Raw genomic sequence first — 26,706 nt, forward strand, 5'->3', positions numbered from 1 at the left:
CAACGCAAGTGCGGGGCTTACTCACAAGCACCGCCTTTATCAAAAAGGAGTCAACATCATGGGTAAAAGACGTACCGAAATAGTCCCAGGGGATGAAATCCCACAGGCAATGGGGAGATCAGGTGGATTCCTGAAAAGCGAAGAAAAATTCTTTGCTTTCCTGATAATCTGATACTCACTGCGCGGTACCAGTAACCAGTGCCGAAAGGACACCCTTTCGGCACTCGCAGCCTCACGAGGTTACTTATGTCTGAAAGAGAATTCCCCCCCGCTATTGCGCTAGCAAAAATCAAAAAAATCATTCAATCACTGAACCTTCGCTCGAAAACACATTACACTGACGAACACAAACTAGTAGCAACCGCAGAACTCGTTGACGAGAACAACAAACACATACAATCGGGAGCTGGAAAAGGACCCGACTCACTTACTGGAGCGCTAGCTGAAAGCATTGAACACTTCAGTACATTCCAGCGAAACAAAGGCCAAGCACTCAATCAAAATTGCGAGTTAATCGCCACACAAAAAGGAGCTGAGCATGATGGACTTTTAACAGGCCTTCCATATAGAGCAGGACCAATAGAAGCGTTCAAACTTACAACCCTAGACAATGCAGAGACGCTTTACATTCCGAGTATTATTCTTTGCCCAACCATAGAGAAAGACTCATGGGACGGTGAAGATCCAAACATGCAATTCCTGTCTCGCTACTCATCCAACTCGGGGATTGCATTTGGTTGCACCAAAGCCGAGGCAATTCTGCACGGAGCCAATGAGGTCATTGAAAGACACATTCTGTCTTGCTTTTTTATGGCAGTCTGCACAATCGGTCCGTCCCTGAAATTGTATAGCCCCTCGAAGGCATTGCTCACGAAAGCGCTAGAGAGCACCCCCCACGCGCTTTCGTTAGCTGAGCAGCTACAAATAATCATCATAAAAGACGTGATGAATATTTACTTCTCTGTTGCGATACCTAAATACGGCCCTGGAGATTTTCATATTTCACCGATCGGCTCAGGTTGCTCGTTGGATATCTGCACTGCCGTTCAAAGGGCTGTCACAGAACAACATCAAGTACACACTCTATATGACGACACACAAGAGATAGTCGACCGCAGATCGTTAGACTTCCTGAGCAGATCAAAAATACTGAGACACTTAATTGACTTCGAGCCTGCAACACACCTCAGACTCCCAACACTGGATTTGCCTTCAATAAACTTCAACACAAGCGTTCCACTACAACTTAGAACATTAGAAAACAACCTGATAGCCTCTGGAAAAACTATATACCATAGAATAATTTCTCGACACTCAGACGACGGTATCGTTTGCCAAGCATATGTCCCGGGACTAGAACGCTTCAATCTAATTAGAAATGGGTCTTGGGTTGCTCCTCAAGCTATACTTCGGCAAGCACCAGCAGGCACCCTATGAAGACCCTAATTAAATCAGCCTGTAAAAATCACTCAACACTACTCACATCAACGACAATTGCAATAATAGCGTTAAAGGTCATAGCACTAATACCGCCACTATTACTAGGTAAAATTATCGACATTTTAGGCAGTGAAGCCCCATCGCCTCTAAGTACACTCCTATATCTCACTACAGCCTTTACACTAGCCGGCTGCATCCAGGCACTTATCAATCCATTACAAACAGTTTTCTTATCAAAATTGGTCCAGCAAGTAGTGAAAGACGCATCCATCCACTGGATCTCCCAATTAATGCGCAAGGAATTCCTGCAGTTCAGCGCGTGGCGTATCGGACACTTTATAAAGTCGGTCGAACGGGGAATTACCGCGCATGAACAACTGCTGACCTTCTTTGTGACCATCGGATTCCCTCTGTGTCTCGAGTTCCTGATCGTCGCAGGGGCTTTTATCTACATGGGGGGCGCAGGTATCTTTTTCGCCATGGCCAGCTTGGGCATCGTCTATCTGTTTGTCGCCCATCGGATCATCCGATGGCGCAGAAAACATATTGATGCCGTCAATGAGCAAGAGGATGAACTCAGCGCCGTGCTGTTCAATACCCTGAGCAGCGCCAAGACGATAAAGCTGGAGCGTGCCGAGCACACCGCAACTGCGCCGCTGAACCATGCGTTCAAGCGCTATGCCGGGGCGGCTGTAACCGTCGCAAGCTCAGGTGGGGTGTTGAGCGGGGTAAAAACCTTGTTTGTGAGCGTTTCCATGGGCGGATTGCTCGCCTGGGGCGTCCTCGATCAATTGTCGGGCGAGCCCAGCATCAGCGTCGGTCAGTTGGTGGCGACCTTTTCCATTGCCGGTAGTTTTTTACTCAACATCACTGCCTTGACCGAAGGTTATCGGGTCCTTGATCAGTTTCTCGCTGACCAGCGCCGCTTCCAGCACTTGCTCTCGCTGCCAAACTTCGATGACGACACTCGAGGGGCCGACCTCAATCCCCTCGCACCCTCGACACTGGTACTAGGCCCTGTAGTTGTGAGAGACAACGAGGCCGTCCGGCTGTCCATCAACAACCGTATCGCGTTCACCCAGGGCCAATCGGTTGCCATCATCGGCCCCAGTGGCGCGGGGAAATCCACCTTGCTCGAAGCACTGGCGGGTTTGAATGTACTGGCGAGGGAGCAGCTAAGCATCGACGAGGTGGCGCTTTCCCGTCTCAATGCCCAGACCCACTTGACGCTTGTGCGGTACTGCCCCCAGTCACCGCAGTTTCTTGAGGGCATCTTTGCCAGAGCGGTCCTGTTCGGTATTACCCCATCACCGGGTCTCAAGCACGCGATTCAACAACTGAAGCTTGAAGAGGTCGTATCCGAGCGTTGTCTGACGGAAAACGCATCGAACATTTCAGGAGGGGAAGCCAAACGGCTGTCACTGCTGCGCCTGATCAACCGGCCAGGGCGGTTCAATCTGTTTGACGAGCCCAGCGCGTCGATTGAGCCGAAACTGGCCACACCCGTGTGGGATTTGTTATTCGCCACCTTTACCAAGCGCGGACTGATTTGTGTCACCCATGATGTGGAGCACTTGCACCGCTTTGATCGCGTCATCGTCATGCATGACGGTTCGATCGTTGACGACGGCCCATGGTGCGATCTGTCGGACAAGGCTGTCGTCAAGGCACTGTTGAGCGACGTTGCGGCGCGCAGCGGTCTGACAGCCCCCCCGCGCTAGTCTTCGCCCCACTCTGTAAGCCTTTATACCTGTGGTTTGGCCCGATCCGCCGGCCGCCGCACACCCGCCACAATCTTGTCCACCGCCTTGGTCGCCGCCACCATGCCGAAGGTCGCGGTCACCATCATCACTGCGCCAAAGCCGCCAGCGCAGTCCAGTTTCACGCCGTCGCCGACAAAACTTTTCTGAAGGCAGATGCTGCCATCGGGTTTGGGGTAGCGCAGTTGCTCGGTGGAGAACACGCACGGCACGCTGTAGTGGCGGGTCACGGTGCGGGAGAAGTTGTAGTCGCGACGCAGGGTCGAGCGCACTTTTGAGGCCAGCGGGTCGTTGAAGGTGCGGTTCAGGTCGCAGACCTGGATCAGCGTCGGGTCGATCTGCCCGCCAGCGCCGCCGGTGGTGATGATCTGGATCTTGCGACGTTTGCACCAGGCGATCAGCGCGGCCTTGGCGTTGACGCTGTCGATGCAGTCGATCACGCAGTCGATGTCCGGGGTGATGTACTCGGCCATGGTCTCGCGGGTGACGAAGTCCGCCACCGCGTGCACCGTGCACTCGGGGTTGATCCCGCGCAGGCGCTCGGCCATGACCTCGACCTTGGGTTTGCCCACCGTGCTGTCCAGGGCGTGCAACTGCCGATTGGCGTTGCTCACACAGACGTCGTCGAGGTCGAACAGGGATATCTCGCCCACCCCGCAACGGGCGATGGCTTCTGCCGCCCAGGAACCGACGCCACCGACGCCGACTATCGCCACGTGGGCCGCGCGCAACCGGGCCAGGCCTTCAATGCCATACAAGCGGGCGATGCCAGCAAACCGCGGATCTTCTGTACTCATGACCACTACCCTAAAAACCGGCGCGCATTATAGGGCCACGGGCCGACAAGTTTTAACCTTCTGGCTACAAGTGTAAGAACTAATGTGAAAGTAGATTGCCCAATGTCCGGCATTTCCCTGTCTGCTATACGGTCAGTGAAGGCCCAGTGTAGGATGCGCGCCCTTTGGCGGTAAGCCGACCACCCCCTCGTTCCGCACCTTTTGGAACCCGAAATAGCTATGTCATCGCGTAAATTTGGACTCAACCTGGTGGTAGTGCTGGCGATCGCCGCGCTGTTCACCGGTTTCTGGGCGCTGATCAACCGCCCGGTCACGACCCCCAACTGGCCAGAGCAGATCTCCGGTTTTTCCTACTCGCCGTTCCAGCAAGGCCAGTACCCGCAGAAAAACCAGTTTCCGTCCGACGAAGAAATGCGTCGTGACCTGGAAATCATGAGCAAGCTGACCGATAACATCCGCACCTACTCCGTCGACGGCACCCTGGGCGACATTCCCAAGCTGGCGGAAGAGTTTGGCCTGCGCGTGACCCTCGGTATCTGGATCAGCCCGGACCTGGAACGCAACGAACGGGAAATCCTGCGGGCCATCGAGATTGCCAACAGCTCGCGCAGCGTGGTGCGGGTGGTGGTCGGCAACGAAGCGATTTTCCGCAAGGAAATCACCGCCGAGCAGCTCAGCGTGATCCTTGATCGAGTGCGCGCCGCAGTCAAAGTCCCGGTGACCACCTCCGAGCAATGGCACGTCTGGGAAGAAAACCCGATGCTGGCCAAGCACGTCGACCTGATCGCCGCCCACGTCCTGCCCTACTGGGAGTTCGTGCCGGTGGACCAGGCAGGCCAGTTCGTCCTGGACCGCGCCCGCGACCTGAAGAAGATGTTCCCGAAAAAACCGCTGCTGCTCTCCGAAGTGGGCTGGCCAAGCAACGGCCGCATGCGCGGCGGTGCCGATGCCACGCCGGCTGACCAGGCGATTTACCTGCGCACCCTGGTCAACAAGCTCAACCGCCAGGGCTTCAACTACTTCGTGATCGAAGCGTTTGACCAGCCGTGGAAAGCCAGCGATGAAGGCTCGGTGGGCGCCTACTGGGGCGTATTCAACGCCGCGCGCCAGCAGAAATTCAACTTTGAAGGCCCGGTCGTCGCGATCCCTCAATGGCGAGTGCTGGCCATCGGCTCCGTGGTCCTGGCGCTGCTGTCCCTGACCCTGTTGATGATCGACGGCTCGGCCCTGCGCCAGCGTGGTCGTACCTTCCTGACCTTCATCGCGTTCCTCTGCGGTTCGGTGCTGGTGTGGATCGGCTACGACTACAGCCAGCAATACAGCACCTGGTTCAGCCTGACGGTGGGTTTCCTGCTCGCCCTCGGTGCCCTGGGGGTGTTTATCGTGTTGCTCACCGAAGCCCACGAACTGGCCGAGGCGGTGTGGATCCACAAACGCCGGCGCGAGTTCCTGCCGGTGCTGGGTGATTCGAACTACCGCCCCAAAGTGTCGATTCACGTGCCCTGCTACAACGAGCCGCCGGAGATGGTCAAACAGACCCTCAATGCCCTGGCCAACCTCGATTACCCGGACTTTGAAGTCCTGATCATCGACAACAACACCAAGGACCCGGCCGTCTGGGAGCCGGTGCGGGACTACTGCGCCACCCTCGGCCCGCGCTTCAAGTTCTTCCACGTCGCGCCCCTGTCCGGTTTCAAGGGCGGCGCGCTGAATTACCTGCTGCCGCACACCGCCAAGGACGCCGAAGTGATCGCGGTGATCGACTCCGACTACTGCGTGCACCCCAACTGGCTCAAGCACATGGTGCCGCACTTCGCCGATCCGAAAATCGCCATCGTGCAATCGCCGCAAGACTACCGCGACCAGAACGAAAGCACCTTCAAGAAGCTCTGCTACGCCGAATACAAGGGCTTCTTCCATATCGGCATGGTCACGCGCAACGACCGCGATGCGATCATCCAGCACGGCACCATGACCATGACCCGCCGTACCGTGCTCGACGAACTCGGCTGGGCCGACTGGTGCATCTGCGAAGACGCCGAGCTGGGTCTGCGGGTGTTCGAGAAAGGCCTGTCGGCGGCGTACTACCACGACAGCTACGGCAAGGGCCTGATGCCCGATACCTTTATCGACTTCAAGAAACAGCGCTTCCGCTGGGCCTACGGCGCGATCCAGATTATCAAGCGTCACACCGCCAGCCTGATCCGTGGCAAGGACACCGAGCTGACCCGTGGCCAGCGCTACCACTTCCTCGCGGGCTGGCTGCCGTGGGTGGCCGACGGCATGAACATCTTCTTCACCGTGGGCGCCCTGTTGTGGTCGGCGGCGATGATCATCGTGCCGCACCGGGTCGACCCACCGCTGCTGATTTTCGCGATCCCGCCCCTGGCGTTGTTCGTGTTCAAGGTGGGCAAGATCATCTTCCTCTACCGTCGGGCGGTGGGGGTCAACCTCAAGGATGCGTTCTGCGCGGCGCTGGCTGGCCTGGCGTTGTCCCACACCATCGCCAAGGCGGTGCTGTACGGCTTCTTCACCAGCAGCATTCCGTTTATCCGCACCCCGAAAAATGCCGATAGCCACGGTTTTTGGCTGGCGATTTCCGAGGCCCGCGAGGAAATGTTCATCATGCTGCTGTTGTGGGGCGCGGCGCTGGGGATCTGCCTGGTACAAGGCCTGCCGAGCAACGACATGCGCTTCTGGGTGACCATGCTGCTGGTGCAGTCGCTGCCGTACCTGGCGGCGCTGATCATGGCCTTCCTGTCGTCGTTGCCAAAACCTGCGGCCAAGGCTGAAACTCAACCAGCGGTCTAAATCTGTACCGATGCACTAAACGGCGGCCAATGGTCGCCGTTTTGCTTTAAGATATCCGCCATTTTGCGCGCCCTGACCACAATTGCTGTGGGAGCGAGCCTGCTCGCGATGAGTCCGTCACATTCAACCTCTATGTTGAGGCTGGTTGCGCTATCGCGAGCAAGCTCGCCCCCACATTAAGATCTTCCGGAGTCTTACATGACGGCCCACGCCGACCTTTCGCCGACCCTCCAACTTGCCATCGACCTGATTCGTCGTCCGTCCGTGACGCCGCTCGATGCCGATTGCCAGAAGCAGATGATGCAGCGTCTGGGCGATGCCGGTTTTCTGCTGGAGCCGATGCGCATCGAAGATGTGGATAACTTCTGGGCCACCCACGGTCAGCAGGAAGGTCCGGTATTGTGCTTCGCCGGTCACACCGATGTTGTGCCCACCGGTCCGGTGGCGGCCTGGCAGATCGACCCATTCGACGCCTTGATCGACGAGCACGGCATGCTCTGCGGGCGTGGCGCGGCCGACATGAAAGGCAGCCTGGCGGCGATGACCGTGGCGGCCGAACGTTTTGTCACCGACTACCCGAACCACAAGGGCAAGGTTGCCTTCCTGATCACCAGCGACGAGGAAGGCCCGGCGCACCACGGCACCAAGGCTGTGGTCGAGCGCCTGGCTGCGCGCAAGGAGCGTCTGGACTGGTGCATCGTTGGCGAGCCGTCGAGCACCACCCTGGTGGGTGACGTGGTCAAGAACGGTCGCCGTGGCTCCCTCGGTGCCAAGCTGACCGTGCGCGGCGTGCAAGGCCACGTGGCCTACCCGCACCTGGCGAAGAACCCGATCCACCTCGCCGCCCCGGCCCTGGCCGAACTGGCCGCCGAGCACTGGGATCACGGCAACGATTTTTTCCCGCCGACCAGCTTCCAGATTTCCAACGTCAACTCCGGCACCGGCGCGACCAACGTGATCCCCGGCGAACTGGTGGCGGTGTTCAACTTCCGCTTCTCCACCGAGTCCACCGTTGAAGGCCTGCAACAGCGGGTCGCCGTGATCCTCGACAAGCATGGCCTGGACTGGCACATCGACTGGGCCCTGTCCGGCCTGCCGTTCCTCACCGAGCCCGGCGCCCTGCTGGATGCCGTGGCCTCGAGCATCAAGGACATCACCGGTCGCGACACCCACGCCTCCACCAGCGGCGGCACCTCGGATGGGCGTTTTATCGCCACCATGGGCACCCAGGTGGTCGAGCTCGGGCCGGTCAACGCGACGATCCACCAAGTCAACGAGCGAGTCCTGGCCAGCGACCTTGATGTGCTGACTGAAATCTACTACCAGACCCTGATCAAGTTGCTCGCCTGATGCTGGCCTGCCCTATCTGCAGCGCGCCGCTGAGCACAGTCGACAACGGTGTGACGTGCCCGGCCGGGCACCGTTTCGACCGCGCCCGCCAGGGTTACCTGAACTTGCTGCCGGTGCAGCACAAGAACAGCCGGGACCCCGGCGATAACCAGGCCATGGTCGAAGCCCGTCGCGACTTCCTCAACGCCGGGCATTACGCCCCGGTGGCCAGGCGCCTGGCCGAGCTGGCCGCCGAACGCGCGCCGCAACGCTGGCTGGATATCGGCTGTGGCGAGGGTTACTACACCGCGCAGATCGCCGCGGCCCTGCCCGCCGCCGAGGGCTATGCCCTGGACATCTCCCGCGAAGCCGTGAAGCGCGCCTGCAAGCGCAATCCACAGCTGACCTGGTTGATCGCCAGCATGGCCCGGGTGCCGTTGGCCGATGCCAGCTGCCAGTTCCTGGCCAGCGTCTTCAGCCCGCTCGACTGGCAGGAGGCCAAGCGCCTGCTCAGCCCTGGCGGCGGCCTGATGAAAGTCGGCCCGACCAGTGGTCACCTGATGGAATTGCGTGAGCGTCTGTACGACGAAGTCCGTGAGTACACCGATGACAAGCACCTGGCGCTGGTGCCGCAAGGTATGACCCTGCAACACAGCGAGACCCTGGACTTCAAACTGAACCTGGTACTCCCCCAGGATCGCGCCAACCTGCTGGCCATGACCCCCCATGGCTGGCGCGCCAGCGCTGAACGCCGGGCGGCGGTGATCGAACAGGCCGAGCCGTTCGAGGTCAGTGTGTCGATGCGCTACGATTACTTCGTGCTGCAATAACCCTTTAACTTTTGGCCCTCGCCACAGGCGTGGGCCGGCTAAATCCGCGAATGGATTTTTCGAAACCTGCCGTGAGGAATATCCATGCGCCAACCCGATATCGAGATTTACCTCAAAGACGCCGACGTCGACTACAAGGCCATCGCTGCCTGGCTCGGCGCTGCGCTGGGCCCTTGCACCGACTGGGTCCAGAAAGGCCAGACCTACAAGTGCAAGGCCGGCAACGTGCCTGTGACCTGGCTGCCAAAAGCCGTGGGCAAGTGGAACAGCCTGTACCTGGAAAGCGACCAGACCCCCTGGGACGACGACATCGCCTGCGCCCGCGCCGCGTTTGCCGCACTGAACGTCGAAGTGCGCTGCGCACCGGGGACTTGGGTCGAGGAAGAAGGTGAAGAATCGGCTGATCGCTGGATGCGCATCAGCGCTGACGGTGAAGAAGAGATCACCTGGAAAACTGCTTAATCACCTGTGGGAGCGGGCTTGCCCGCGAAGACGGTGGCACATCCAGCATTGATGTGAGTGCCAAACCGCTTTCGCGGGCAAGCCCGCTCCCACACTGGTTTTGCGTGCACTGAAGACCTGAGCTTACAGCCCTACCACGTCCTCAGCCTGCAACCCCTTCTGCCCATCCACCACGGCGTATTCCACTTGCTGGCCCTCGACCAGCGAGCGGTGGCCTTCGCCACGAATCGCGCGGTAGTGCACGAACACATCCGCCCCTCCCTCACGCTGGATGAAGCCATACCCCTTGGCGTCGTTGAACCACTTCACGTTGCCGGTCTCGCGCGTTGCCATCAATCAGTACTCCCGTTTTTTATTATTAAGTCGGCCTGCTCCAGGACAAGCCTGCAGTACGTTTGCCACGGCTCGACGATGGGTAAGCATCCGGGTCGATAGTGGCAAACGGCTGGCCGAGTATATGCCAGCCACAAAAACTCTCAACTCAACAATACTTCGCCACCTTTTTGCCGATTTTCGACGAATACGGCACACTAGCGGCCCCGAGCACCTGCTCGGTTTATCCAACTCAAAGCAGAAGCCGTATGACCCGCTCCCCGCTCCGCCGTCTAGTGTTTGGCACCTTGCGCCGACTGTTGTACCTCTGGGTCCGCTCGGAGACGATCAACCAGTCGTCCTTTACCCTCAACCTCGACCGCAGTCGCCCGGTGTTCTACGTCCTGCAAAACCCCTCACTGACCGACCTGGCCGTGCTCGACACCGAGTGCACCAAGGCCGGCTTGCCGCGTCCGGTGCTGCCGGTGTCGGTGGGTAACCTGCTGGAGCCGGCCGCGTTCTTCTACCTGACGCCGGAGCCGGACTGGCTCGGCCGCCAGGACAAGCGCGGCGCACCGCCAACCCTGACCCGCCTGGTCAGCGCCCTGAGCCAGAACGCCGCCGAAGACGCGCAGATCATTCCCGTTAGCGTGTTCTGGGGCCAGTCGCCAGACAGCGAATCGAGCCCGTGGAAATTGCTGTTCGCCGACAGCTGGGCCGTCACCGGCCGCCTGCGTCGCCTGCTGAGCATCATGATCCTGGGACGCAAGACCCGGGTGCAGTTCTCCGCACCGATTCACTTGCGCGAGCTGATCGACCACAACAAGGGCCATGAGCGCACCGTGCGCATGGCCCAGCGCATCCTGCGGGTGCACTTTCGCAACCTCAAGGCCGCGGTGATCGGCCCGGATATTTCCCACCGCCGCAACCTGGTCAAGGGCCTGCTCAACCAACCGCTGGTCAAGCAGGCGATCCTCGACGAAGCCGAGCGCGAGAACATCTCGCCGGAAAAAGCCAAGGCCCAGGCCCTGCGTTACGGCAACGAGATTGCCTCGGACTACACCTACACCGCGATCCGCTTTCTGGAAGTGGTGCTGAGCTGGTTCTGGAACAAGATCTACGACGGGATCAAGGTCAACCACATCGAAGGCGTGCAGAAGGTCGCCCAGGGTCACGAAGTGATCTACGTGCCGTGCCATCGCAGCCACATCGACTACCTGTTGCTGTCCTACCTGCTGTTTCGCAACGGCCTGACCCCGCCGCACATCGCTGCCGGGATCAACCTCAACATGCCGGTGATCGGTGGCCTGCTGCGCCGTGGCGGGGCGTTTTTCATGCGTCGTACCTTCAAGGGCAACCCGCTCTACACCTCGGTATTCAACGAATACCTGCACACCCTGTTCACCAAGGGCTTCCCGGTGGAGTACTTCGTCGAGGGCGGGCGCTCGCGCACCGGGCGCATGCTGCAACCCAAGACCGGGATGCTGGCCATTACCCTGCGCAGCTTCCTGCGTTCGTCGCGCATGCCCATCGTCTTCGTGCCGGTGTACATCGGCTATGAACGGGTGCTGGAAGGCCGCACCTACCTGGGCGAACTGCGGGGCGCGAGCAAGAAGAAAGAGTCGATCTTCGACATCTTCAAAGTCATCGGCGCGCTCAAGCAGCGCTTCGGCCAGGTCGCGGTGAACTTCGGCGAACCGATCAAACTGGCCGAGTTCCTCGACAGCGAGCAACCGGACTGGCGCAGCCAGGACCTGGGCCCGCAGTTCAAGCCCGCCTGGCTCAACGAAACCACCAACCGCCTGGGCGAACGTGTAGCGCGTCACCTCAACGAAGCAGCGGCGATCAACCCGGTCAACCTGGTGGCCCTGGCATTGCTCTCCACCAGCCGCCTGGCGCTGGACGATCGGGCGATGGCGCGGGTGCTCGACCTGTACCTGGCCCTGCTGCGCCGCGTACCCTACTCGCCGCACACCACCTTGCCCGAAGGCGACGGCCGCGCGCTGATCGAACACGTCAAGGACATGGACCTGCTGTCCGAGCAAAACGATGCGCTGGGCAAGATCCTCTATCTGGATGAGCAGAACGCCGTCCTGATGACCTACTACCGCAACAACGTGCTGCACATCTTCGCCCTGCCGGCGCTGCTCGCCAGCTTCTTCCAGAGCGCCTCGCGGATGAACCGCGAACAGATCCTGCGCTACACCCGTGCGCTGTACCCGTACCTGCAATCGGAGTTGTTCATTCGCTGGTCGCTGGACGAACTGGACGCGGTGATCGACCAGTGGCTCGAAGCCTTTGTCGAGCAAGGCCTGCTGCGCCTGGAAAACGATGTGTACCTGCGGCCGGCCCCCAGCTCGCGGCATTTCGTGTTGCTGACCCTGCTGTCCAAGAGCATCGCCCAGACCCTGCAGCGCTTCTACATGGCCATCTCGCTGCTGCTCAACAGCGGCCAGAACACCCTCAGCGCCGAAGAGCTGGAAGACCTGTGCACCGTCATGGCCCAGCGCCTGTCGATCCTGCACGGCCTCAACGCCCCCGAGTTCTTCGACAAGAGCCTGTTCCGCCACTTCATCCAGACCCTGCTCGACCTCGATGTGCTGCGGCGCGACGAAGCCGGCAAACTCAGCCATCATGAGTTATTGGGTGAGCTGGCCGAAGGCGCGGCCAAACGTGTGTTGCCTGCGGAAATTCGCCTGTCGATCCGCCAGGTCGCGCTGCATCGCAGTGAAGATGCCGCCGATCAACCGGCACCGCCACCCACCGTCTAAATCAATCAGGGCGCCAGCCGTGTGCTGGTGTCCTCGCTACGGAGAACCGTGATGAAAAAACTCACCCTGCTCGCCGCCGCCGTCTTACTCACCGCTTGCCAGACGCCCTCCTCCGAACCCAAGGCATCCCTGGACGGGGAAGTCTTCTACCTGCAGCGCATCGCATTGCCGCCGACGGCGACCTTGAGTGTCAGCCTGCAGGACGTGTCCCTCGCCGATGCACCGGCCCGGGTGATCGACGAACAGAAAGGCCCGGTTCAAGGCCAGGTCCCCCTGAAGTTCCACCTCAGCTATGACCCTCTGCAAGTTGAACCTGGCCACCGCTACTCGGTGAGCGCGCGGATCGAAAACGACGGCAAGTTGCTGTTCATCACCACCGAGCATCACGCCGTGCAGCTCGATGGCAAGGATCCACAACCGCTGCAAGTGCGCGTCGACGCCGTGCGCTGAGTCCGTTTACTCCTTCCTGACCCGAAACCACGCCGCATACAGTGCCGGCAGGAACAACAGGGTCAGGGCCGTGGCGACGATCAGACCGCCCATGATGGCCACCGCCATCGGGCCGAAGAACACGCTGCGCGACAACGGGATCATCGCCAGCACGGCGGCCAGCGCCGTCAGCACGATGGGCCGGAAACGCCGCACCGTGGCTTCGATGATCGCCTGCCAGGGCTTGAGGCCAGCCCGAATGTCCTGTTCGATCTGGTCCACCAGAATCACCGAGTTACGCATGATCATCCCCGACAGGGCGATGGTGCCCAGCATCGCCACGAACCCGAACGGCTGGCGAAACACGATCAGGAACAGGGTGACACCGATCAACCCCAGCGGTGCCGTCAGGAACACCATGATGGTGCGCGAGAAGCTGCGCAGTTGCAGCATCAGCAAGGTCAGCACCACCACGATGAACAACGGCACACCGGCCTTCACCGAGTTCTGGCCACGGGCCGAGTCTTCCACCGTGCCGCCGACATCCAGCAGATAGCCGTCAGGCAGTTCGGCACGAATCGGCTCCAGGGTCGGCAGGATCTGCTTGACCAGGGTGGCCGGCTGTTCTTTGCCATAGATGTCAGCGCGCACTGTCACGTTGGGCAAGCGGTTGCGGTGCCAGATGATCCCCTCTTCAAAGCCGTATTCCAGGGTCGCCACCTGGGACAGCGCCACGCTTTTACCGTTGTCGGTCGGTACCGCCAGGCTCGACAGCAGCGACAGTTCGCTGCGCTCCTGCAAGGTGCCGCGCAAGAGGATTTCGATCAACTCGTTGTCTTCACGGTACTGGCTGACGCTGGAGCCGGTCAGCGAGCTTTGCAAAAACTTCGACAGGTTGGCGGTGCTCACGCCCAGCGCCCGAGCCCGGTCCTGGTCGACATTGAGGTACACCACCTTGCTCGGCTCTTCCCAATCCAGGTGCACATTGACCACATGGGGGTTCTCGCGCACCTTGGCCGCCACTTTGCGGGCCAGGGCACGCACCTCCTCGATGTGCTCGCCGGTCACCCGGAACTGCACCGGGTACCCCACTGGCGGGCCGTTCTCCAGGCGCGTCACCCGTGAGCGCAATGCCGGGAACTGCTCGTTGAGGGTTTCGATCAGCCAGCTGCGCAGGTTCTCTCTCTCCTCGATGGTATTGGCCAGCACCACGAACTGGGCAAAGCTTGCCGCCGGCAATTGCTGGTCCAGCGGCAGGTAGAAGCGCGGCGAACCGGTACCGATGTAGGCCACGTAGTTCTCGATGCCGGCGTGTTCCTTGACCAATGCCTCCAGGCGCTTGACCTCGGCGGTGGTATTGCTCAGCGAGGCACCTTCGGCCAGCTTCAGATCGACCATCAGCTCCAGGCGGCCGGAGGCCGGGAAGAACTGCTGCGGGACAAACCGGAACAGCACCACCGAGGCCACGAACAGCACGACGGTCAGCGCGATCACTGTTTTACGCCGGCGCACGCACCACTCCACCAACCGCCGGACCCGTTGATAGAACGGCGTGCCGTAAGGGTCGGGCTGGCCGGCGCCGTGCTTGGCCGCGTGAAGCTTCGCCAGGTCTGGCAGCAGCTTCTCGCCCAGGTACGGCACGAACACCACCGCTGCCACCCAGGACGCCAGCAACGCAATGGTCACCACCTGGAAGATCGAGCGGGTGTATTCGCCGGTCCCCGATTGCGCCGTGGCGATCGGCAGGAAGCCGGCTGCGGTGATCAAGGTGCCGGTGAGCATCGGGAAGGCGGTGCTGGTCCAGGCATAGCTGGCGGCCTTGAAGCGGTCGTAGCCCTGCTCCATTTTGATCGCCATCATTTCCACGGCGATGATCGCGTCGTCCACCAGCAGCCCCAGGGCCAGCACCAGCGCGCCCAGGGAAATCTTGTGCAGGCCGATGCCCAGGTAATACATGCAGGCAAAAGTCATCGCCAGCACCAGGGGAATCGCCAGGGCAACCACCATGCCGGTGCGCACACCCAGCGAGAAAAAGCTCACCAGCAGGACAATCGCCAGCGCTTCGACCAACACCTGCACGAATTCACCGACACTGGTTTTCACCGCCGCCGGCTGATCCGAAACCTTGCGCAGTTGCATGCCGGCCGGCAGGTTGTTCTGGATGCGCTCGAATTCCAGTTCCAGGGCCTTGCCCAGTACCAGGATGTCGCCGCCGTCCTTCATGGCCACTGCCAGGCCGATGGCATCCTCGCCCATAAAGCGCATGCGCGGCGCCGGTGGATCGTTGAACCCGCGATGCACGTCGGCCACATCGGCAATCCGGAAAGTCCGGTCGCCGACCCGGATTGGAAACCGCTGGATCTGCTCCACCGTCTCGAAGTTGCCCGTGACCCGCAGTTGCAGGCGCTCGCTGCCGGTTTCAAAGAAGCCGGCGTTGGACAGCGCGTTCTGCTCCTCCAGCGCCTGCTGCACAGCGGCCAGGGGCAAGCCCAGGGTGGCGAGCTTGACGTTGGACAGCTCGACCCAGATCTTCTCGTCCTGCAGTCCGAGCAGCTCGACCTTGCCGACATCCTTGACCCGTTGCAGCTGGATCTGGATGCGGTCGGCATAATCCTTGAGCACCGCGTAATCAAACCCCTCGCCGGTCAGCGCATAGATATTGCCGAAGGTGGTGCCGAATTCATCGTTGAAGAATGGCCCCTGGATGCCTGGGGGCAGGGTCTGGCGAATGTCGCTGACCTTCTTGCGCACCTGGTACCACAGATCGGGAATCTGCTCGGAGTGCATCGAGTCGCGGGCAATGAACGTCACCTGGGATTCGCCGGGGCGGGAGAACGAGACAATGCGCTCGTACTCGCCGGTTTCCATCAGCTTCTTCTCGATGCGTTCGGTGACCTGGCGCGATACCTCCTGGGCGGTGGCGCCAGGCCAATTGGTCTTGATCACCATGGCCTTGAAGGTGAACGGCGGGTCCTCGCTCTGCCCCAGCTTGGTGTAGGACAGGGTGCCAACGACGGCCAGCAGGATCATCAGAAACAGTACGATCTGGCGATTGCGCAACGCCCATGCGGAAAGATTGAAACCCATTGAGTATTACTCCTTGCCCGCCAGATTGACTACGCGGTTGGAGCGATCCACCGGTCGCACCTGTTGGCCTTCAAGGAGCACATGCACCCCGGCCGCCACGACCCAGTCGTCGGGGTTCAAGCCTTCGAGCACCGGCACGGTTTTTTCGCCGAACGCGCCGACCCGCACCGGGGCTTTTTTCAGTTTATTGTCGGCACCCACGACCCAGACATAGGTGGCACCGTTCTCGGCCGTGAGCGCCGAAAGCGGCACGGTGAGCGCAACGGCATCGGCGCTCTGAATGAACACCCGGGCGCTTTGCCCAAGTTCGGCCGGGACCTTGCCGGCGGTAAAGGTGATACGCGCCGCGAAGGTCCGCGACTTGGGATCGGCGGCGGGCGACAGCTCGCGAATCGTGCCGGCGAATCGCTGGCCTTGTTGGGTCCAGAGTTCGACCGTGACCGGCTGGCCGACCTTGAACCGGCCAAAATGCTGCTCCGGCAGACTGATCAGGACCTCACGCTCGCCATCGGTGGCCAGGGTAAAGACCGTTTGCCCGGCGCCCACCACTTGCCCGACTTCCACTGCGCGCTTGGCCACGACCCCATCCTGGGGCGCGCGCAACACCGCATAGCTGGCCTGATTGCTGGCCACGTCGAACTCCGCCTTGATTTGCTTGAGGCGTGCTTCACCGGAGCGGTAGAGGTTCTCGGCATTGTCGTACTGCGAGCGGCTGACCATCTGCCGCTCCATCAGGGTCTTGTACCGGTCGCGTTCGGCGCGTACCAGGTTGAGGTTGGCCGCTGCCGCCGCGACCTGGGCCCGGGCTGCGTCCAGTTGCAGGCGCACGTCCTCGGGATCGAGCTCGGCCAGTGCCTGGTTGGCCTTGACCCGTTGCCCTTCGTCGACCAGTCGTCGGCTGACTTTGCCACCGATGCGAAAGGCCAGGTCCGGCTCATAACGCGCGCGGACTTCACCGGGGTAGCTGTCCAGCGCCTGAGCCGAAGGCTCTGGCTGGACCACCATGGCCGGGCGTACGGTGGCCTGCACCGGCTCTTCGTGACCGCATGCCGTTAATAACAGCGCCAGGCTGACTGGCAACGCGAGGGGCAAGGCATAGCGGAACATGGTGAGCGACCTTTCGCTAATGGTGCTTGGAATAATTATACTGGGCGGTATGTTATTAATAGCAAACTCACCAGTCCAGTATTAAAAGCGAAAAATGTCCGACACTCTTTCTCCCTCCAACGGCCCGGGCCGCCCAAAAGATCTCGCCAAGCGCGAAGCGATCCTCGAGGCAGCCAAGCGCCTGTTCCTGAGCAACGGTTATTCGAGCACCAGCATGGACGCGGTGGCGGCTGAGGCCGGCGTATCAAAACTGACCGTCTACAGCCACTTCAATGACAAGGAGACGCTGTTCAGTGCCGCGGTCATGGCCAAGTGCGAAGAGCAAGTGCCTAACCTGTACTTCGAATTGCCCGACGGCATGCCGGTAGAACATGTATTGCTGAACATCGCCCGGGGTTTTCATCAACTGATCAACAGCGATGAATCAGTCAACCTGCACCGCCTGATCATGGCCCTGGGCAGCCAGGACCCGAAGCTCTCGCTGATCTTCTTCAACGCCGGTCCGCAACGGATGCTCAACGGCATGGAGCGCTTGCTGGGCAAGATCGACCAACTGGGGGCCTTGCGCATCGACAAGCCGCGCAATGCCGCCGAACACTTCTTTTGCCTGCTCAAGGGCGCGGGGAATTTCCGTCTGCTCTACGGCTGCGGCGAGCCGCCCATCGGTGAGGCGGCCGAAGCCCATGTGCAGGAAGTGGTGGGGTTGTTTATGCGGGCGTACAGGCCCTAGGTGGCTACAAGCTGCAAGCCATGTAGCTTGCAGCTTACGACTTGAGGGCTTTTTTCGGGTAGATGTCATACCGGCTGGACTTGCCATCCAGCGCATGACTCGGCTTCGGCCCGGCGATGCAGGGGGCCTTGCGGGGGCGTTTGACCACGACCCGGTGGCTGGCCAGGGCCAGGGCGGCTTCCAACAGGGCCGGGGCATCCGCGTCGTCTCCCACTAACGGGCGAAACAGGCGCATCTCCTTTTTCACCAATGCGGTTTTCTCACGGTGTGGGAACATCGGATCGAGGTAGATCACCTGCGGTGGCTCGCCTTCCCAGTTGCGCATCAGCTCGATCGAATTGCCCTTGAGCAAGCGCATCCGCGCGACAATCGGCGCCACCTCGAAATCTTCTGCCGCCCGGGCCAGACCGTCCTCGAGCAAAGCGCCAATCAACGGCTGGCGCTCGATCAGACTGATTTCACAGCCCAGGCTCGCCAGCACAAAACCGTCCTTGCCCAGCCCCGCCGTGGCATCCAGCACCCTGGGGCGCACGCCCTGGGCAACGCCCACCGCCTTGGCGATCATCTGTCCACTGCCGCCACCGTACAACCGACGATGGGCCGCGCCACCTTCGACAAAGTCCACCCGCACCGGACCCGGCGCATCCGGCCCCAGTTGCTGCAACTGCAGGCCCTGCTCACCCACTTGCAGGGCGAACTCGGCATCGTCCAGTTGCAGCGGCAGGCCCAGGCACTCGGCCCAATGCAAGGCTTGCGCCTGAAAGCCATCCGCCAGGGCCTGGACTTTGATGCGGCTGGCCGCAGGTTGCTCACTCATCAGAAAACACACTCAAAAAATTAATGATCGGCAAAAACGGCCGATAACCAAACTATCGAGCATTTTGCCAGAGCTGAGCGTCGACCGAGAAAAATGTCAGACATTCAACACGTACCCGCCGGGTTTATTTCGCCTTACCGCGAATACAGCCGGCACAACACCCAAACACTGAGCGGCGTCAGTCACCTGTGGCAGGATTTTTTTGCCCAGGCCCTGGCCGATCAGTTGGGTGACCGGGTACCGGCGGCGGGCGACTACACGCCCGTTGCCATTGACGGTCCGATTGAGCCCGCAGGCGGCACCGAGCTGCTCAACGAAATCGTCTGCCAGCGCGCATGCGACGTCGTCGATACCGAGATCCGCCCGCCCGAGCCGTTGTTCCTGCCGATTGCCGAATTCGAAATGGAACTGCTGGACCCGCCAGCCCCGCCCTTCCCGGCTGACGAGATCGTCGCCCAGCAAGCGCAACAGGACTTCGACCGGGAGTGGCTGCGCCCGCTGGTGCTCACCGCCGGCCAACCCCTGCCACCCCCATCGCCAGCTCCGCAACCACGGGCGCTGTTCCTGCCGATCGCCGAGTTCGAACTGCAACTGTTGCCGCCGCCTGCCCCGCCCTATCCACCGGAAGAACTGGTCGAACAGCAGAAGCAACTGGACTTCGACACGCGCTGGGCACGACCGATCGTCCTGCACAACCTGCGCATCGCCGCCTGAGTCTCAGCGACACACCCACCAGGGCCCCGCATCCAGGTGAAAATGATTGCGATGGGCGGCGTTATAGTCCGGGCTCAGCACGACGTTGAATACCTCACAGGCGTCATCGCGCACCTGGCGCAAAAACCGCGCATCGGTGTTGTCCTGTGGCCAGTCCCGCAGCACGTTGACAGTGCGCCCATCGGCCAGGCGAAAACCGGCAATGTCCAGGGCGTTGGCCGTGGCGTGCTGGCTGCGTGCGGCTTTTTCCCGGTTGTACATATTGCGGCAGGCAAAGCTGCCCAGGTGATCGACCCGCGTCACCGCCTGGCCGTAGACCGCCTGAGCCGCCGGCTGCAGCGCGTGGCGCTGAAACAGGGCAAAGGCCACCGCCAAGGGGCAACTGGCGAGAAAGCTGCTGCTCAGCGCCACCTCGCCACCTTGCACACGCAAGGTGTTGTGCAACGGGCAGGCCGCATCGACCGGGCTGTCCGCCTGGCGGCTGAACTTAAGGCCAGAAGTGGCGAGTACCTGGTCACAGAGTGTCGGGTTATCACGCAGGCGCATCAGCTTGTAGCGCGTCAGCAGGTTCGGCGCCGCCTGCACATCCAGCGGCGCCCAGGGATTCCATGCCGCAGGCACTGCAATCCAGCCACGCCAGACGCCGAACATCACAGCCCCCACCAACAATGACAACAGTGCCAGGACTTTCAGCCACTTCACCATCACGCCCCGTCAGTCAGCCCTTGAACAGTTGATTGGCCTGCGCGTACGGCATCGAGCGCTCGGTGAAGCCAAAGGTGCCATGCTCCTGAATCTCCCGGGCGGCGCGGAAGAACTCGCCATAGGCCGCCAAGGCCATGGCCGAACCGACGCTGATGCGCCTGACCCCCATCTCGCTGAGTTGCGCCACGTTGAGCTTGAGCCCCCCGGACATCAGGACGTTGACCGGTTTGGGCGCCACCGCCTGCACCACCGCCAGCACCTCAGCGGCCGTACGCAGGCCGGGGGCATACAGCACATCGGCGCCCGCCTCGGCAAACGCCTGCAGGCGGCGGATGGTGTCGGCCAGGTCTGGGTTGCCGTGCAGGTAGTTCTCCGCGCGGGCGGTCAAGGTGAAGGGGAATGGCAGGCTGCGTGCGGTCGCCACCGCCGCTTCGATGCGCGCCACGGCATGCTCGAAGCAGTAAATGGGGCCGTCTTCGCGGCCCGTGGCGTCTTCGATGGAACCACCGACGGCCCCGGCACTGGCGGCACGCAGCAGGCTTTCGGCGCAGAGCGCAGGGTCATCGGCAAAACCGTTCTCCAGGTCCACGGCAACCGGCAAGTCACTGGCCGCGACTATCGCCCGGACGTTGGCCAGGGTGTCCTCAAGCTTCAGCGCTCCGTCGGGGCGGGCCATGGAAAACGCGTAACCGGCACTGGTGGTCGCCAACGCCTGGTAACCCAGGCTGTCCAGCATCCTGGCCGAGCCGGCATCCCAGGGGTTGGGGATCACAAAGGTCCCGGGACCTTCGTGCAAGGCTTTGAACGCTTGGGCTTTGAAGATCTGCGTTGCCATTGGCTCTCTCCTGTCGCGGGGGATTGGCCCGTCGTCAGAGCAACCCAAGCTGCTCCGCGGCGGGTTCTCTGTATAGCTCAGGCAGCGCCGGCAAGCCAGGCAAACGCGTCATCAATCGGGCATGAAAGTGCTGTGCCAAGGCGGCTGCCTGCAGGTTGTCGGCGGTGTGCAGGAAGATGTACGGCGTGCGTCCCTCTTCGATCCACTGGGCGATTTTCTCGACCCAGGGCGTCAGGAACGGATCATTGGCCAGCAGCAGCGGATGACCGATGAAGCGCACCTGCGGGCACTGGGTGAACGCTGCCGGGCGAGTCGGCACATTGGGTTTCTTCGACTGCGCATGCAGGACCCCAGGGTCGCGCGAGGTGCAACTGAACAGCGCGCGCGGGTCCAGGCAGATCCGTTCCACGCCACGCGCCAGCAGCAGGCGATTGAGCTGGCGCTCGGCGTCGCCCTTGGCAAAAAAATCCCGATGCCGCACTTCCACCGCCAGGGGCTGCTGCAAACCGTCGATGAACCCCGCCAGTTCCGACAAGCGTTGCGGGGTGAAGGCCTTCGACAGCTGCAGCCAGTACGGCGCCACCCGCTCACCCAGCGGGCTGAGCAATTGCACGAAGGACTCCGCGGCCGTCAGGTGCTCGCGCAGGTCCCCGCCGTGGCTGATATCGCTGGGGAACTTGGCGGTGAAACGAAAGTGCGCGGGCATGGTTTGCGCCCAGCGCGCCACCGTCGCCGGTGCCGGGCGCGCATAGAAGGTGGTGTTGCCTTCAACGGCGTTGAATACCTGGGAATACAGTTCGAGGAACTGGTTGGGACGGGCGTCTTGCGGATACAGGTACTGGCGCCAGGCGTTTTCGCTCCAGGACGGGCAGCCGAGGAAATACGGCAGCGACATCAGATGTGCAGGTCGAGACCCAGCACTTCCATGTCCCAATCGACGAAAGCGGCGGTACTCAGGTAGCTGGCCAGGGCCAGGGAGACATGCCGGCTCATGGCGCGGTGGTAGAGCAGGTCTTGCGGGCGCGCGGGCAGGTTGCTCTGGCGCTGTGCGGCGCGGGCGGCCAGTTGCTCTTCAGAGGGCACTTGCGGTTCATCGTCGTGGTCCAGGACGGACTCGTCCACCGTCGCACTGCCTTTGCGAGGCTTGCGGGGGATGGGATAGGACTGCGAGGAAAAACCGTCTACGCGCATAGAGATAAACTCGTTATCAATGATGGCAATTTAGCGGCACTTACTGCGACGCGCAAACTGCCAAGTGATAACTAGAACACATAAAAGGCAAAAGGTTTAAAAGCCCGGGCTGGAAACTGACGATTGGCTGCAATGACAGCCGCTGACCCAGGCTTAACGGGCCTTGGGCGTCGCCACTTTGTCGCGCAGGTAAACCGGCTGGGCGTTGTCAGCCACAATCGCTTCACCACGCTCCCAGGCGAACCGCGCCAGGCTCAGCAAGTCCTGGGCGTGGGGCAGCATGCCGGCGTCCTGGCCACTCAGGCTGACGGCTATGCGCTCGGCATACCCCCAACCGGTACCGGCGCCAAACCAGTCACCCGCAGCATCAGCGGGCAACGCCGCGACTTCCGGTGGCAACACGGCCTCGGCGCCGACCAGACGCATTTCACCGGCGGTTTCGCGGTAGCAACCCCAATAGACTTCATCCATGCGGGCATCGATGGCGGCCGCCACCTGGGTCGCGCCGTGCTCACGCAACGCGCGCTGCGCCAGCACGGCCAGGTTGGACACTGGCAACACCGGACGATCCAGGGCAAACGCCAGGCCCTGGACCACGCCAATGGCAATCCGTACGCCGGTGAACGCCCCAGGCCCACGCCCGAAGGCAATCGCATCGACCGCCTGCAAGGTGGTGCCGGCCTCGGCCAGCAATTGCTGGATCATCGGCAGCAGCTTTTGCGCATGCAGCCGCGGGATCACCTCGTAATGGCTGGTTACCTTGCCGTCATGCAGCAAGGCAACGGAGCAAGCTTCAGTCGCGGTGTCCAGGGCCAGCAAGGTACTCATCGATGTTTCCGTCAGCGTCGTAGAAAAAAGTTCGTCAGTATAAACAACAACGGCCCGCAAGCGGGCCGTTGAACGTAAAGCCAGTGAGCTTTATCAGCTCAGTGCTTCAAGCACCTTGCCGGTGATGGCTTCAACCGAACCAACGCCTGCAATGTGGCTGTACTTCGGCTTGCCTTGGGCAGCCGCGAGATTCTGGTAGAACGCTACCAAAGGCTTGGTCTGATCGTGGTAGACCGACAGGCGATGACGCACGGTTTCTTCGGTGTCGTCTTTGCGCTGCACCAGCTCTTCGCCAGTGATGTCGTCCTTGCCAGCCAGTTTTGGCGGGTTGTAGACGGTGTGGTACACGCGGCCGCTGGCTTCGTGGACACGACGACCGGCGATACGCTGGACGATTTCTTCGTCGTCGACAGCGATTTCCACTACGTGGTCCAGCTCGACGCCTTCGCTGACCAGTGCTTCAGCCTGCGGAATGGTGCGCGGGAAACCGTCGAACAGGAAACCGTTGGCGCAATCCGGCTGGGCGATACGGTCCTTGACCAGGGCGATGATCAGGTCGTCGGAGACCAGGCCACCGGCATCCATGATGCTCTTGGCCTTGATGCCCAGCTCGGTGCCAGCCTTGACCGCCGCACGCAGCATGTCGCCGGTGGAGATCTGCGGAATGGAGAATTTTTCGGTGATGAACTTAGCCTGAGTACCTTTACCGGCCCCGGGAGCTCCCAGCAGAATGACGCGCATCGATGTGCTCCTCAATTTCTTATTTATAAACGATCGGATTCGCCGCGTGGGGCCAATCTCAGAATAGGGTCGTGGGCCGCCCAAACGGCCAAAGGCTGATCAAGATACACAGCAGGCACGGCCCACACAAGCCGCCGAAAGTCGGAGGAACCCGCGCCGGCCCAGCCGTTGCGACGAGGTATTACAAGTCGCAACCCCATAACAAAGTGTCGCCTGGCAGGCGCCGGCAGCCCTCCCCTGCGACCGGTTGGCCGGACAGAGCAGGCTGCCGAGGATGCCCATCGGGCCTTAGCCGGTGTTGCGCAAACCGGCGGCAATCCCCGCTACAGACACCAGCAACGCCTGTTCCACTGGGCTGCCCTGCGCCACCTCCTGCTGCCGCGAGCGGGCCAGCAACTCGGCCTGCAATAGATGCAGGGGGTCGAGGTAGGTGTTGCGTAGCCGGATGAATTCCAGGGTGTCGGGGCTATGGGCGAGCAACTGCGACTGGCCAGTCAGCCCCAGGACCACGGCGCAGGCCTGCGACAATAGGTCGCGTAAATGCGCACCCAAAGGCAGCAAATCGGCCTCCACCAGACGCTCGTCGTAGGACCTTGCGATGTCCGCATCGGCCTTGGCCAGGACCATTTCCAACATGTCGATCCGGGTGCGGAAGAACGGCCATTGTTCGCGCATCTGCGCCAGCAGCTCACCTTCGCCACGGGCCAGCGCCTTGCTCAGCGCCGCTTCCCATCCCAGCCACGCCGGCAGCATCAGGCGCGTCTGGGTCCAGCCGAAGATCCACGGGATCGCCCGCAGGCTTTCAATGCCACCGGCCCGGCGCTTGGCCGGACGACTGCCCAGGGGCAGCCGCCCCAGTTCCTGCTCGGGAGTGGATTGGCGGAAGTATTCGACGAACTGCGGATTCTCCCGCACCACCGCGCGATAAGCGCTCACGCCATCGGCAGCCAGTTCGTCCATCAAGCCGCGCCATGCGGGTTCCGGCGGCGGTGGCGGGAGCAAGGTTGCCTCCAGCACAGCGGCCAGATAGAGGTTCAGGTTCTGCTCGGCGATGTCCGGCAGGCCGAACTTGAAGCGAATCATCTCGCCCTGCTCGGTGGTACGGAAACGCCCGGCCACCGACCCCGGTGGCTGCGACAGAATCGCCGCGTGCGCCGGGCCACCGCCACGGCCCACGGTCCCGCCGCGACCATGGAACAACAGCAATTCGACCTGCTGCTCACGGCAGATATCCACCAGCCGTTCCTGCGCCCGGTATTGCGCCCAGGCCGCCGCGGTAGTGCCGGCGTCCTTGGCCGAGTCGGAATAGCCGATCATCACTTCCTGGGGCCCTTGCAAACGCGCGCGGTAACCCGGCAGCAGCAACAGCTTTTCGATCACCGGCCCGGCGTTGTCCAGGTCGGCCAGGGTTTCGAACAGCGGCACCACGCGCATCGGCCGCAGCACCCCGGCCTCCTTGAGCAGCAGTTGCACGGCGAGCACATCGGAGGCGGCGCCAGCCATGGAGATCACATAGGAGCCCAGCGACGCCGCCGGTGCAGCGGCGACTTCCCGACAGGTCGCCAGAACCTCTGCGGTATCGGCCGAAGGCTTGAAGTGGCTGGGCAACAACGGCCGGCGGTTGTGCAGCTCAGTCATGAGGAACGCGATGCGCGCCTCCTCGTCCCAGTCTTCATAACGCCCCAGGCCGAGGTAATCGGTGATCTCGGTCATCGCCGAGCAATGCCGGGAGGAGTCCTGACGCACGTCCAGGCGCACCAGGAACAGGCCGAAGGTCACGGCCCGGCGTACGCAATCGAGCAGCGGGCCATCGGCAATCACGCCCATGCCACATTCGTGCAGCGACTGGTAGCACAGCTCCAGTGGGTCCAGCAGGTCGCGGTTGTTGTGCAGCACATCGGCCCCGGCCGGGGTGTTGCCTGCCAACGACGCCTGGGCCCAGTTGCGGGTCGCCCGCAGGCGGTCGCGCAATTGCTTGAGCACCGCCCGGTAAGGCTCGGCACTGTCACCGGCCTTGGCCTGCAGGGCCGCACTGGCCCGTTGCATCGACAGGTCGGCCGCCAGTTGATCGACGTCGCGCAGGTACAAGTCAGCCGCCATCCAGCGTGCCAGCAGCAGCACCTCACGGGTCACCGCCGCCGTCACATTGGGATTGCCGTCACGGTCGCCGCCCATCCAGGAGGCGAAGCGGATCGGCGCGGCCTCCAGCGGCAAGCGCAGGCCGGTGGCAGTCTCCAGGGCCAGGTCGGCCTTGCGCAGGTAATTGGGAATCGCCTGCCACAGCGAGTGTTCGATCACCGCGAACCCCCACTTGGCTTCGTCCACGGGCGTGGGTCGGGTGCGGCGGATTTCTTCGGTGTGCCAGGCCTCGGCAATCAAACGCTGCAAGCGCTGGTGGATCTGCTCGCGCTCGGCACTGGTGAGGTCGCGATGGTCCTGCGCGGCCAGTTGCGCGGCAATCGCGTCGTATTTCTGGATCAGGGTCCGGCGCGCCACTTCGGTAGGGTGCGCAGTGAGCACCAGCTCGATCTCCAGGCGGCCCAATTGCCGCGCCAGTGACTCGGCACTGTGGCCCTCGGCCCGCAGCCGGGCCAGCAGTTGCGGCAGGACCCGCGCCTCGAACGGCGCCGGCTGCGACTCGTCGCGGCGATGGATCAACTGGTACTGCTCGGCGATGTTCGCCAGGTTGAGGAACTGGTTGAACGCCCGCGCCACCGGCAGCAGTTCATCCTCGCTCAACTGGTTGAGGCTGGCACTCAGCTCGGCGTCCATGGAGCCACGCCGGTCAGCCTTGGCACCCTTGCGAATCTGCTCGATCTTGTCGAGAAACCCATCCCCGTACTGCTCGCGGATGGTGTTGCCCAACAGCTCACCCAAGAGGTGAACATCTTCGCGCAAGCGTGCATCGATATCGGTCATCAGCGGTTCTCCAGCGAATGGCAGTCAGCTATCAGGCGCAGTCCTGAGGCTCAAGAGTGCCGCTCGCAGCCGGTTCTTACAAGCAGGCGAC

The 26,706-nt window shown here is 61.8% G+C and carries 22 protein-coding genes; 10 read left to right on the forward strand and 12 right to left on the reverse strand.

Annotated features, from left to right (window positions below):
• The first annotated feature begins 246 nt into the window (after positions 1–246).
• On the forward strand, positions 247–1,437 hold the full coding sequence (locus Q1W70_RS04840; protein ID WP_302098651.1) for a YcaO-like family protein: 1,191 nt from the start codon (positions 247–249) through the stop codon (positions 1,435–1,437).
• Complete coding sequence (locus tag Q1W70_RS04845) at positions 1,434–3,161, forward strand: ATP-binding cassette domain-containing protein (RefSeq protein ID WP_166588568.1); 1,728 nt, start codon at positions 1,434–1,436, stop codon at positions 3,159–3,161. Before Q1W70_RS04840 ends, Q1W70_RS04845 begins: the two co-directional genes overlap by 4 nt.
• A gap of 23 nt (positions 3,162–3,184) precedes the next feature.
• Here the strand turns inward: Q1W70_RS04845 and tcdA are convergent, their stop codons facing one another.
• Complete coding sequence (gene tcdA / locus Q1W70_RS04850; protein ID WP_166588569.1) at positions 3,185–3,997, reverse strand: tRNA cyclic N6-threonylcarbamoyladenosine(37) synthase TcdA; 813 nt, start codon at positions 3,995–3,997, stop codon at positions 3,185–3,187.
• A gap of 219 nt (positions 3,998–4,216) precedes the next feature.
• Between tcdA and Q1W70_RS04855 the strand changes: the two genes are divergently transcribed.
• The 4 genes from Q1W70_RS04855 to Q1W70_RS04870 all read left to right on the forward strand — a co-directional run bounded on the left by Q1W70_RS04855 (position 4,217) and on the right by Q1W70_RS04870 (position 9,429).
• Positions 4,217–6,808, forward strand: coding sequence for a glycosyltransferase (locus tag Q1W70_RS04855; RefSeq protein ID WP_302098652.1), 2,592 nt, complete (start codon positions 4,217–4,219; stop codon positions 6,806–6,808).
• Positions 6,809–7,006: 198 nt separating this feature from the next.
• Positions 7,007–8,158 (forward strand): succinyl-diaminopimelate desuccinylase, encoded by a 1,152-nt coding sequence (gene dapE / locus Q1W70_RS04860; RefSeq protein ID WP_166588571.1) that lies wholly within the window; start codon positions 7,007–7,009, stop codon positions 8,156–8,158.
• Entirely contained in the window at positions 8,158–8,967 is an 810-nt protein-coding gene (locus Q1W70_RS04865) for a putative RNA methyltransferase (RefSeq protein ID WP_166588572.1), read from the forward strand. The genes dapE and Q1W70_RS04865 overlap by 1 nt, the downstream gene beginning before the upstream one ends.
• Before the next feature lie 84 nt (positions 8,968–9,051).
• Positions 9,052–9,429 (forward strand): hypothetical protein, encoded by a 378-nt coding sequence (locus tag Q1W70_RS04870; RefSeq protein WP_065932867.1) that lies wholly within the window; start codon positions 9,052–9,054, stop codon positions 9,427–9,429.
• Positions 9,430–9,552: 123 nt separating this feature from the next.
• Here the strand turns inward: Q1W70_RS04870 and Q1W70_RS04875 are convergent, their stop codons facing one another.
• Entirely contained in the window at positions 9,553–9,762 is a 210-nt protein-coding gene (locus Q1W70_RS04875) for a cold-shock protein (protein WP_095166762.1), read from the reverse strand.
• A 248-nt stretch (positions 9,763–10,010) separates the two neighbouring features.
• Here Q1W70_RS04875 and plsB point away from each other — a divergent pair, with 248 nt between their 5' ends.
• Positions 10,011–12,512: a glycerol-3-phosphate 1-O-acyltransferase PlsB gene (gene plsB, locus Q1W70_RS04880; RefSeq protein WP_166588573.1), complete on the forward strand. Its 2,502-nt coding sequence runs from the start codon at positions 10,011–10,013 to the stop codon at positions 12,510–12,512.
• A gap of 51 nt (positions 12,513–12,563) precedes the next feature.
• The gene (locus tag Q1W70_RS04885; protein WP_166588574.1) at positions 12,564–12,962 is read left to right on the forward strand and encodes a YbaY family lipoprotein; all 399 of its coding nucleotides are present in this window, start codon (positions 12,564–12,566) and stop codon (positions 12,960–12,962) included.
• Between the two features lie 6 nt (positions 12,963–12,968).
• Here the strand turns inward: Q1W70_RS04885 and Q1W70_RS04890 are convergent, their stop codons facing one another.
• Positions 12,969–16,028 (reverse strand): efflux RND transporter permease subunit, encoded by a 3,060-nt coding sequence (locus Q1W70_RS04890; RefSeq protein WP_166588575.1) that lies wholly within the window; start codon positions 16,026–16,028, stop codon positions 12,969–12,971.
• A gap of 6 nt (positions 16,029–16,034) precedes the next feature.
• Positions 16,035–17,135, reverse strand: coding sequence for an efflux RND transporter periplasmic adaptor subunit (locus Q1W70_RS04895; protein WP_166588576.1), 1,101 nt, complete (start codon positions 17,133–17,135; stop codon positions 16,035–16,037).
• A gap of 94 nt (positions 17,136–17,229) precedes the next feature.
• Here Q1W70_RS04895 and Q1W70_RS04900 point away from each other — a divergent pair, with 94 nt between their 5' ends.
• Positions 17,230–17,865 carry a TetR/AcrR family transcriptional regulator gene (locus Q1W70_RS04900; protein ID WP_166588577.1) on the forward strand — a complete coding sequence of 212 codons (636 nt, stop codon included), beginning with the start codon at positions 17,230–17,232 and terminating at the stop codon, positions 17,863–17,865.
• A gap of 34 nt (positions 17,866–17,899) precedes the next feature.
• On the opposite strand, the gene Q1W70_RS04905 is transcribed toward Q1W70_RS04900, so the two are convergent.
• Entirely contained in the window at positions 17,900–18,682 is a 783-nt protein-coding gene (locus Q1W70_RS04905) for a class I SAM-dependent methyltransferase (RefSeq protein ID WP_166588578.1), read from the reverse strand.
• 93 nt (positions 18,683–18,775) lie between these two features.
• Between Q1W70_RS04905 and Q1W70_RS04910 the strand changes: the two genes are divergently transcribed.
• Positions 18,776–19,396: an energy transducer TonB gene (locus Q1W70_RS04910; protein WP_166588579.1), complete on the forward strand. Its 621-nt coding sequence runs from the start codon at positions 18,776–18,778 to the stop codon at positions 19,394–19,396.
• A gap of 3 nt (positions 19,397–19,399) precedes the next feature.
• Here the strand turns inward: Q1W70_RS04910 and Q1W70_RS04915 are convergent, their stop codons facing one another.
• The 7 genes from Q1W70_RS04915 to ppc form a co-directional block, all read right to left on the reverse strand.
• Entirely contained in the window at positions 19,400–20,101 is a 702-nt protein-coding gene (locus Q1W70_RS04915; RefSeq protein WP_218585128.1) for an extensin-like domain-containing protein, read from the reverse strand.
• A gap of 13 nt (positions 20,102–20,114) precedes the next feature.
• Positions 20,115–20,936, reverse strand: coding sequence for an isocitrate lyase/PEP mutase family protein (locus tag Q1W70_RS04920; RefSeq protein ID WP_166588580.1), 822 nt, complete (start codon positions 20,934–20,936; stop codon positions 20,115–20,117).
• Between the two features lie 34 nt (positions 20,937–20,970).
• Entirely contained in the window at positions 20,971–21,831 is an 861-nt protein-coding gene (locus tag Q1W70_RS04925) for a DUF72 domain-containing protein (RefSeq protein ID WP_166588581.1), read from the reverse strand.
• Positions 21,831–22,127 (reverse strand): hypothetical protein, encoded by a 297-nt coding sequence (locus Q1W70_RS04930; protein WP_166588582.1) that lies wholly within the window; start codon positions 22,125–22,127, stop codon positions 21,831–21,833. The genes Q1W70_RS04925 and Q1W70_RS04930 overlap by 1 nt, the downstream gene beginning before the upstream one ends.
• A gap of 153 nt (positions 22,128–22,280) precedes the next feature.
• Positions 22,281–22,955: a tRNA (adenosine(37)-N6)-threonylcarbamoyltransferase complex dimerization subunit type 1 TsaB gene (gene tsaB, locus Q1W70_RS04935; protein WP_166588583.1), complete on the reverse strand. Its 675-nt coding sequence runs from the start codon at positions 22,953–22,955 to the stop codon at positions 22,281–22,283.
• 93 nt (positions 22,956–23,048) lie between these two features.
• The gene (gene adk, locus Q1W70_RS04940) at positions 23,049–23,696 is read right to left on the reverse strand and encodes an adenylate kinase (RefSeq protein ID WP_166588584.1); all 648 of its coding nucleotides are present in this window, start codon (positions 23,694–23,696) and stop codon (positions 23,049–23,051) included.
• 288 nt (positions 23,697–23,984) lie between these two features.
• Positions 23,985–26,615: a phosphoenolpyruvate carboxylase gene (gene ppc, locus Q1W70_RS04945; RefSeq protein WP_166588585.1), complete on the reverse strand. Its 2,631-nt coding sequence runs from the start codon at positions 26,613–26,615 to the stop codon at positions 23,985–23,987.
• Between the last annotated feature and the right edge of the window lie 91 nt (positions 26,616–26,706).

It is taken from the genome of Pseudomonas kielensis, from assembly GCF_030505375.1.
Classification (GTDB): domain Bacteria; phylum Pseudomonadota; class Gammaproteobacteria; order Pseudomonadales; family Pseudomonadaceae; genus Aquipseudomonas; species Aquipseudomonas kielensis.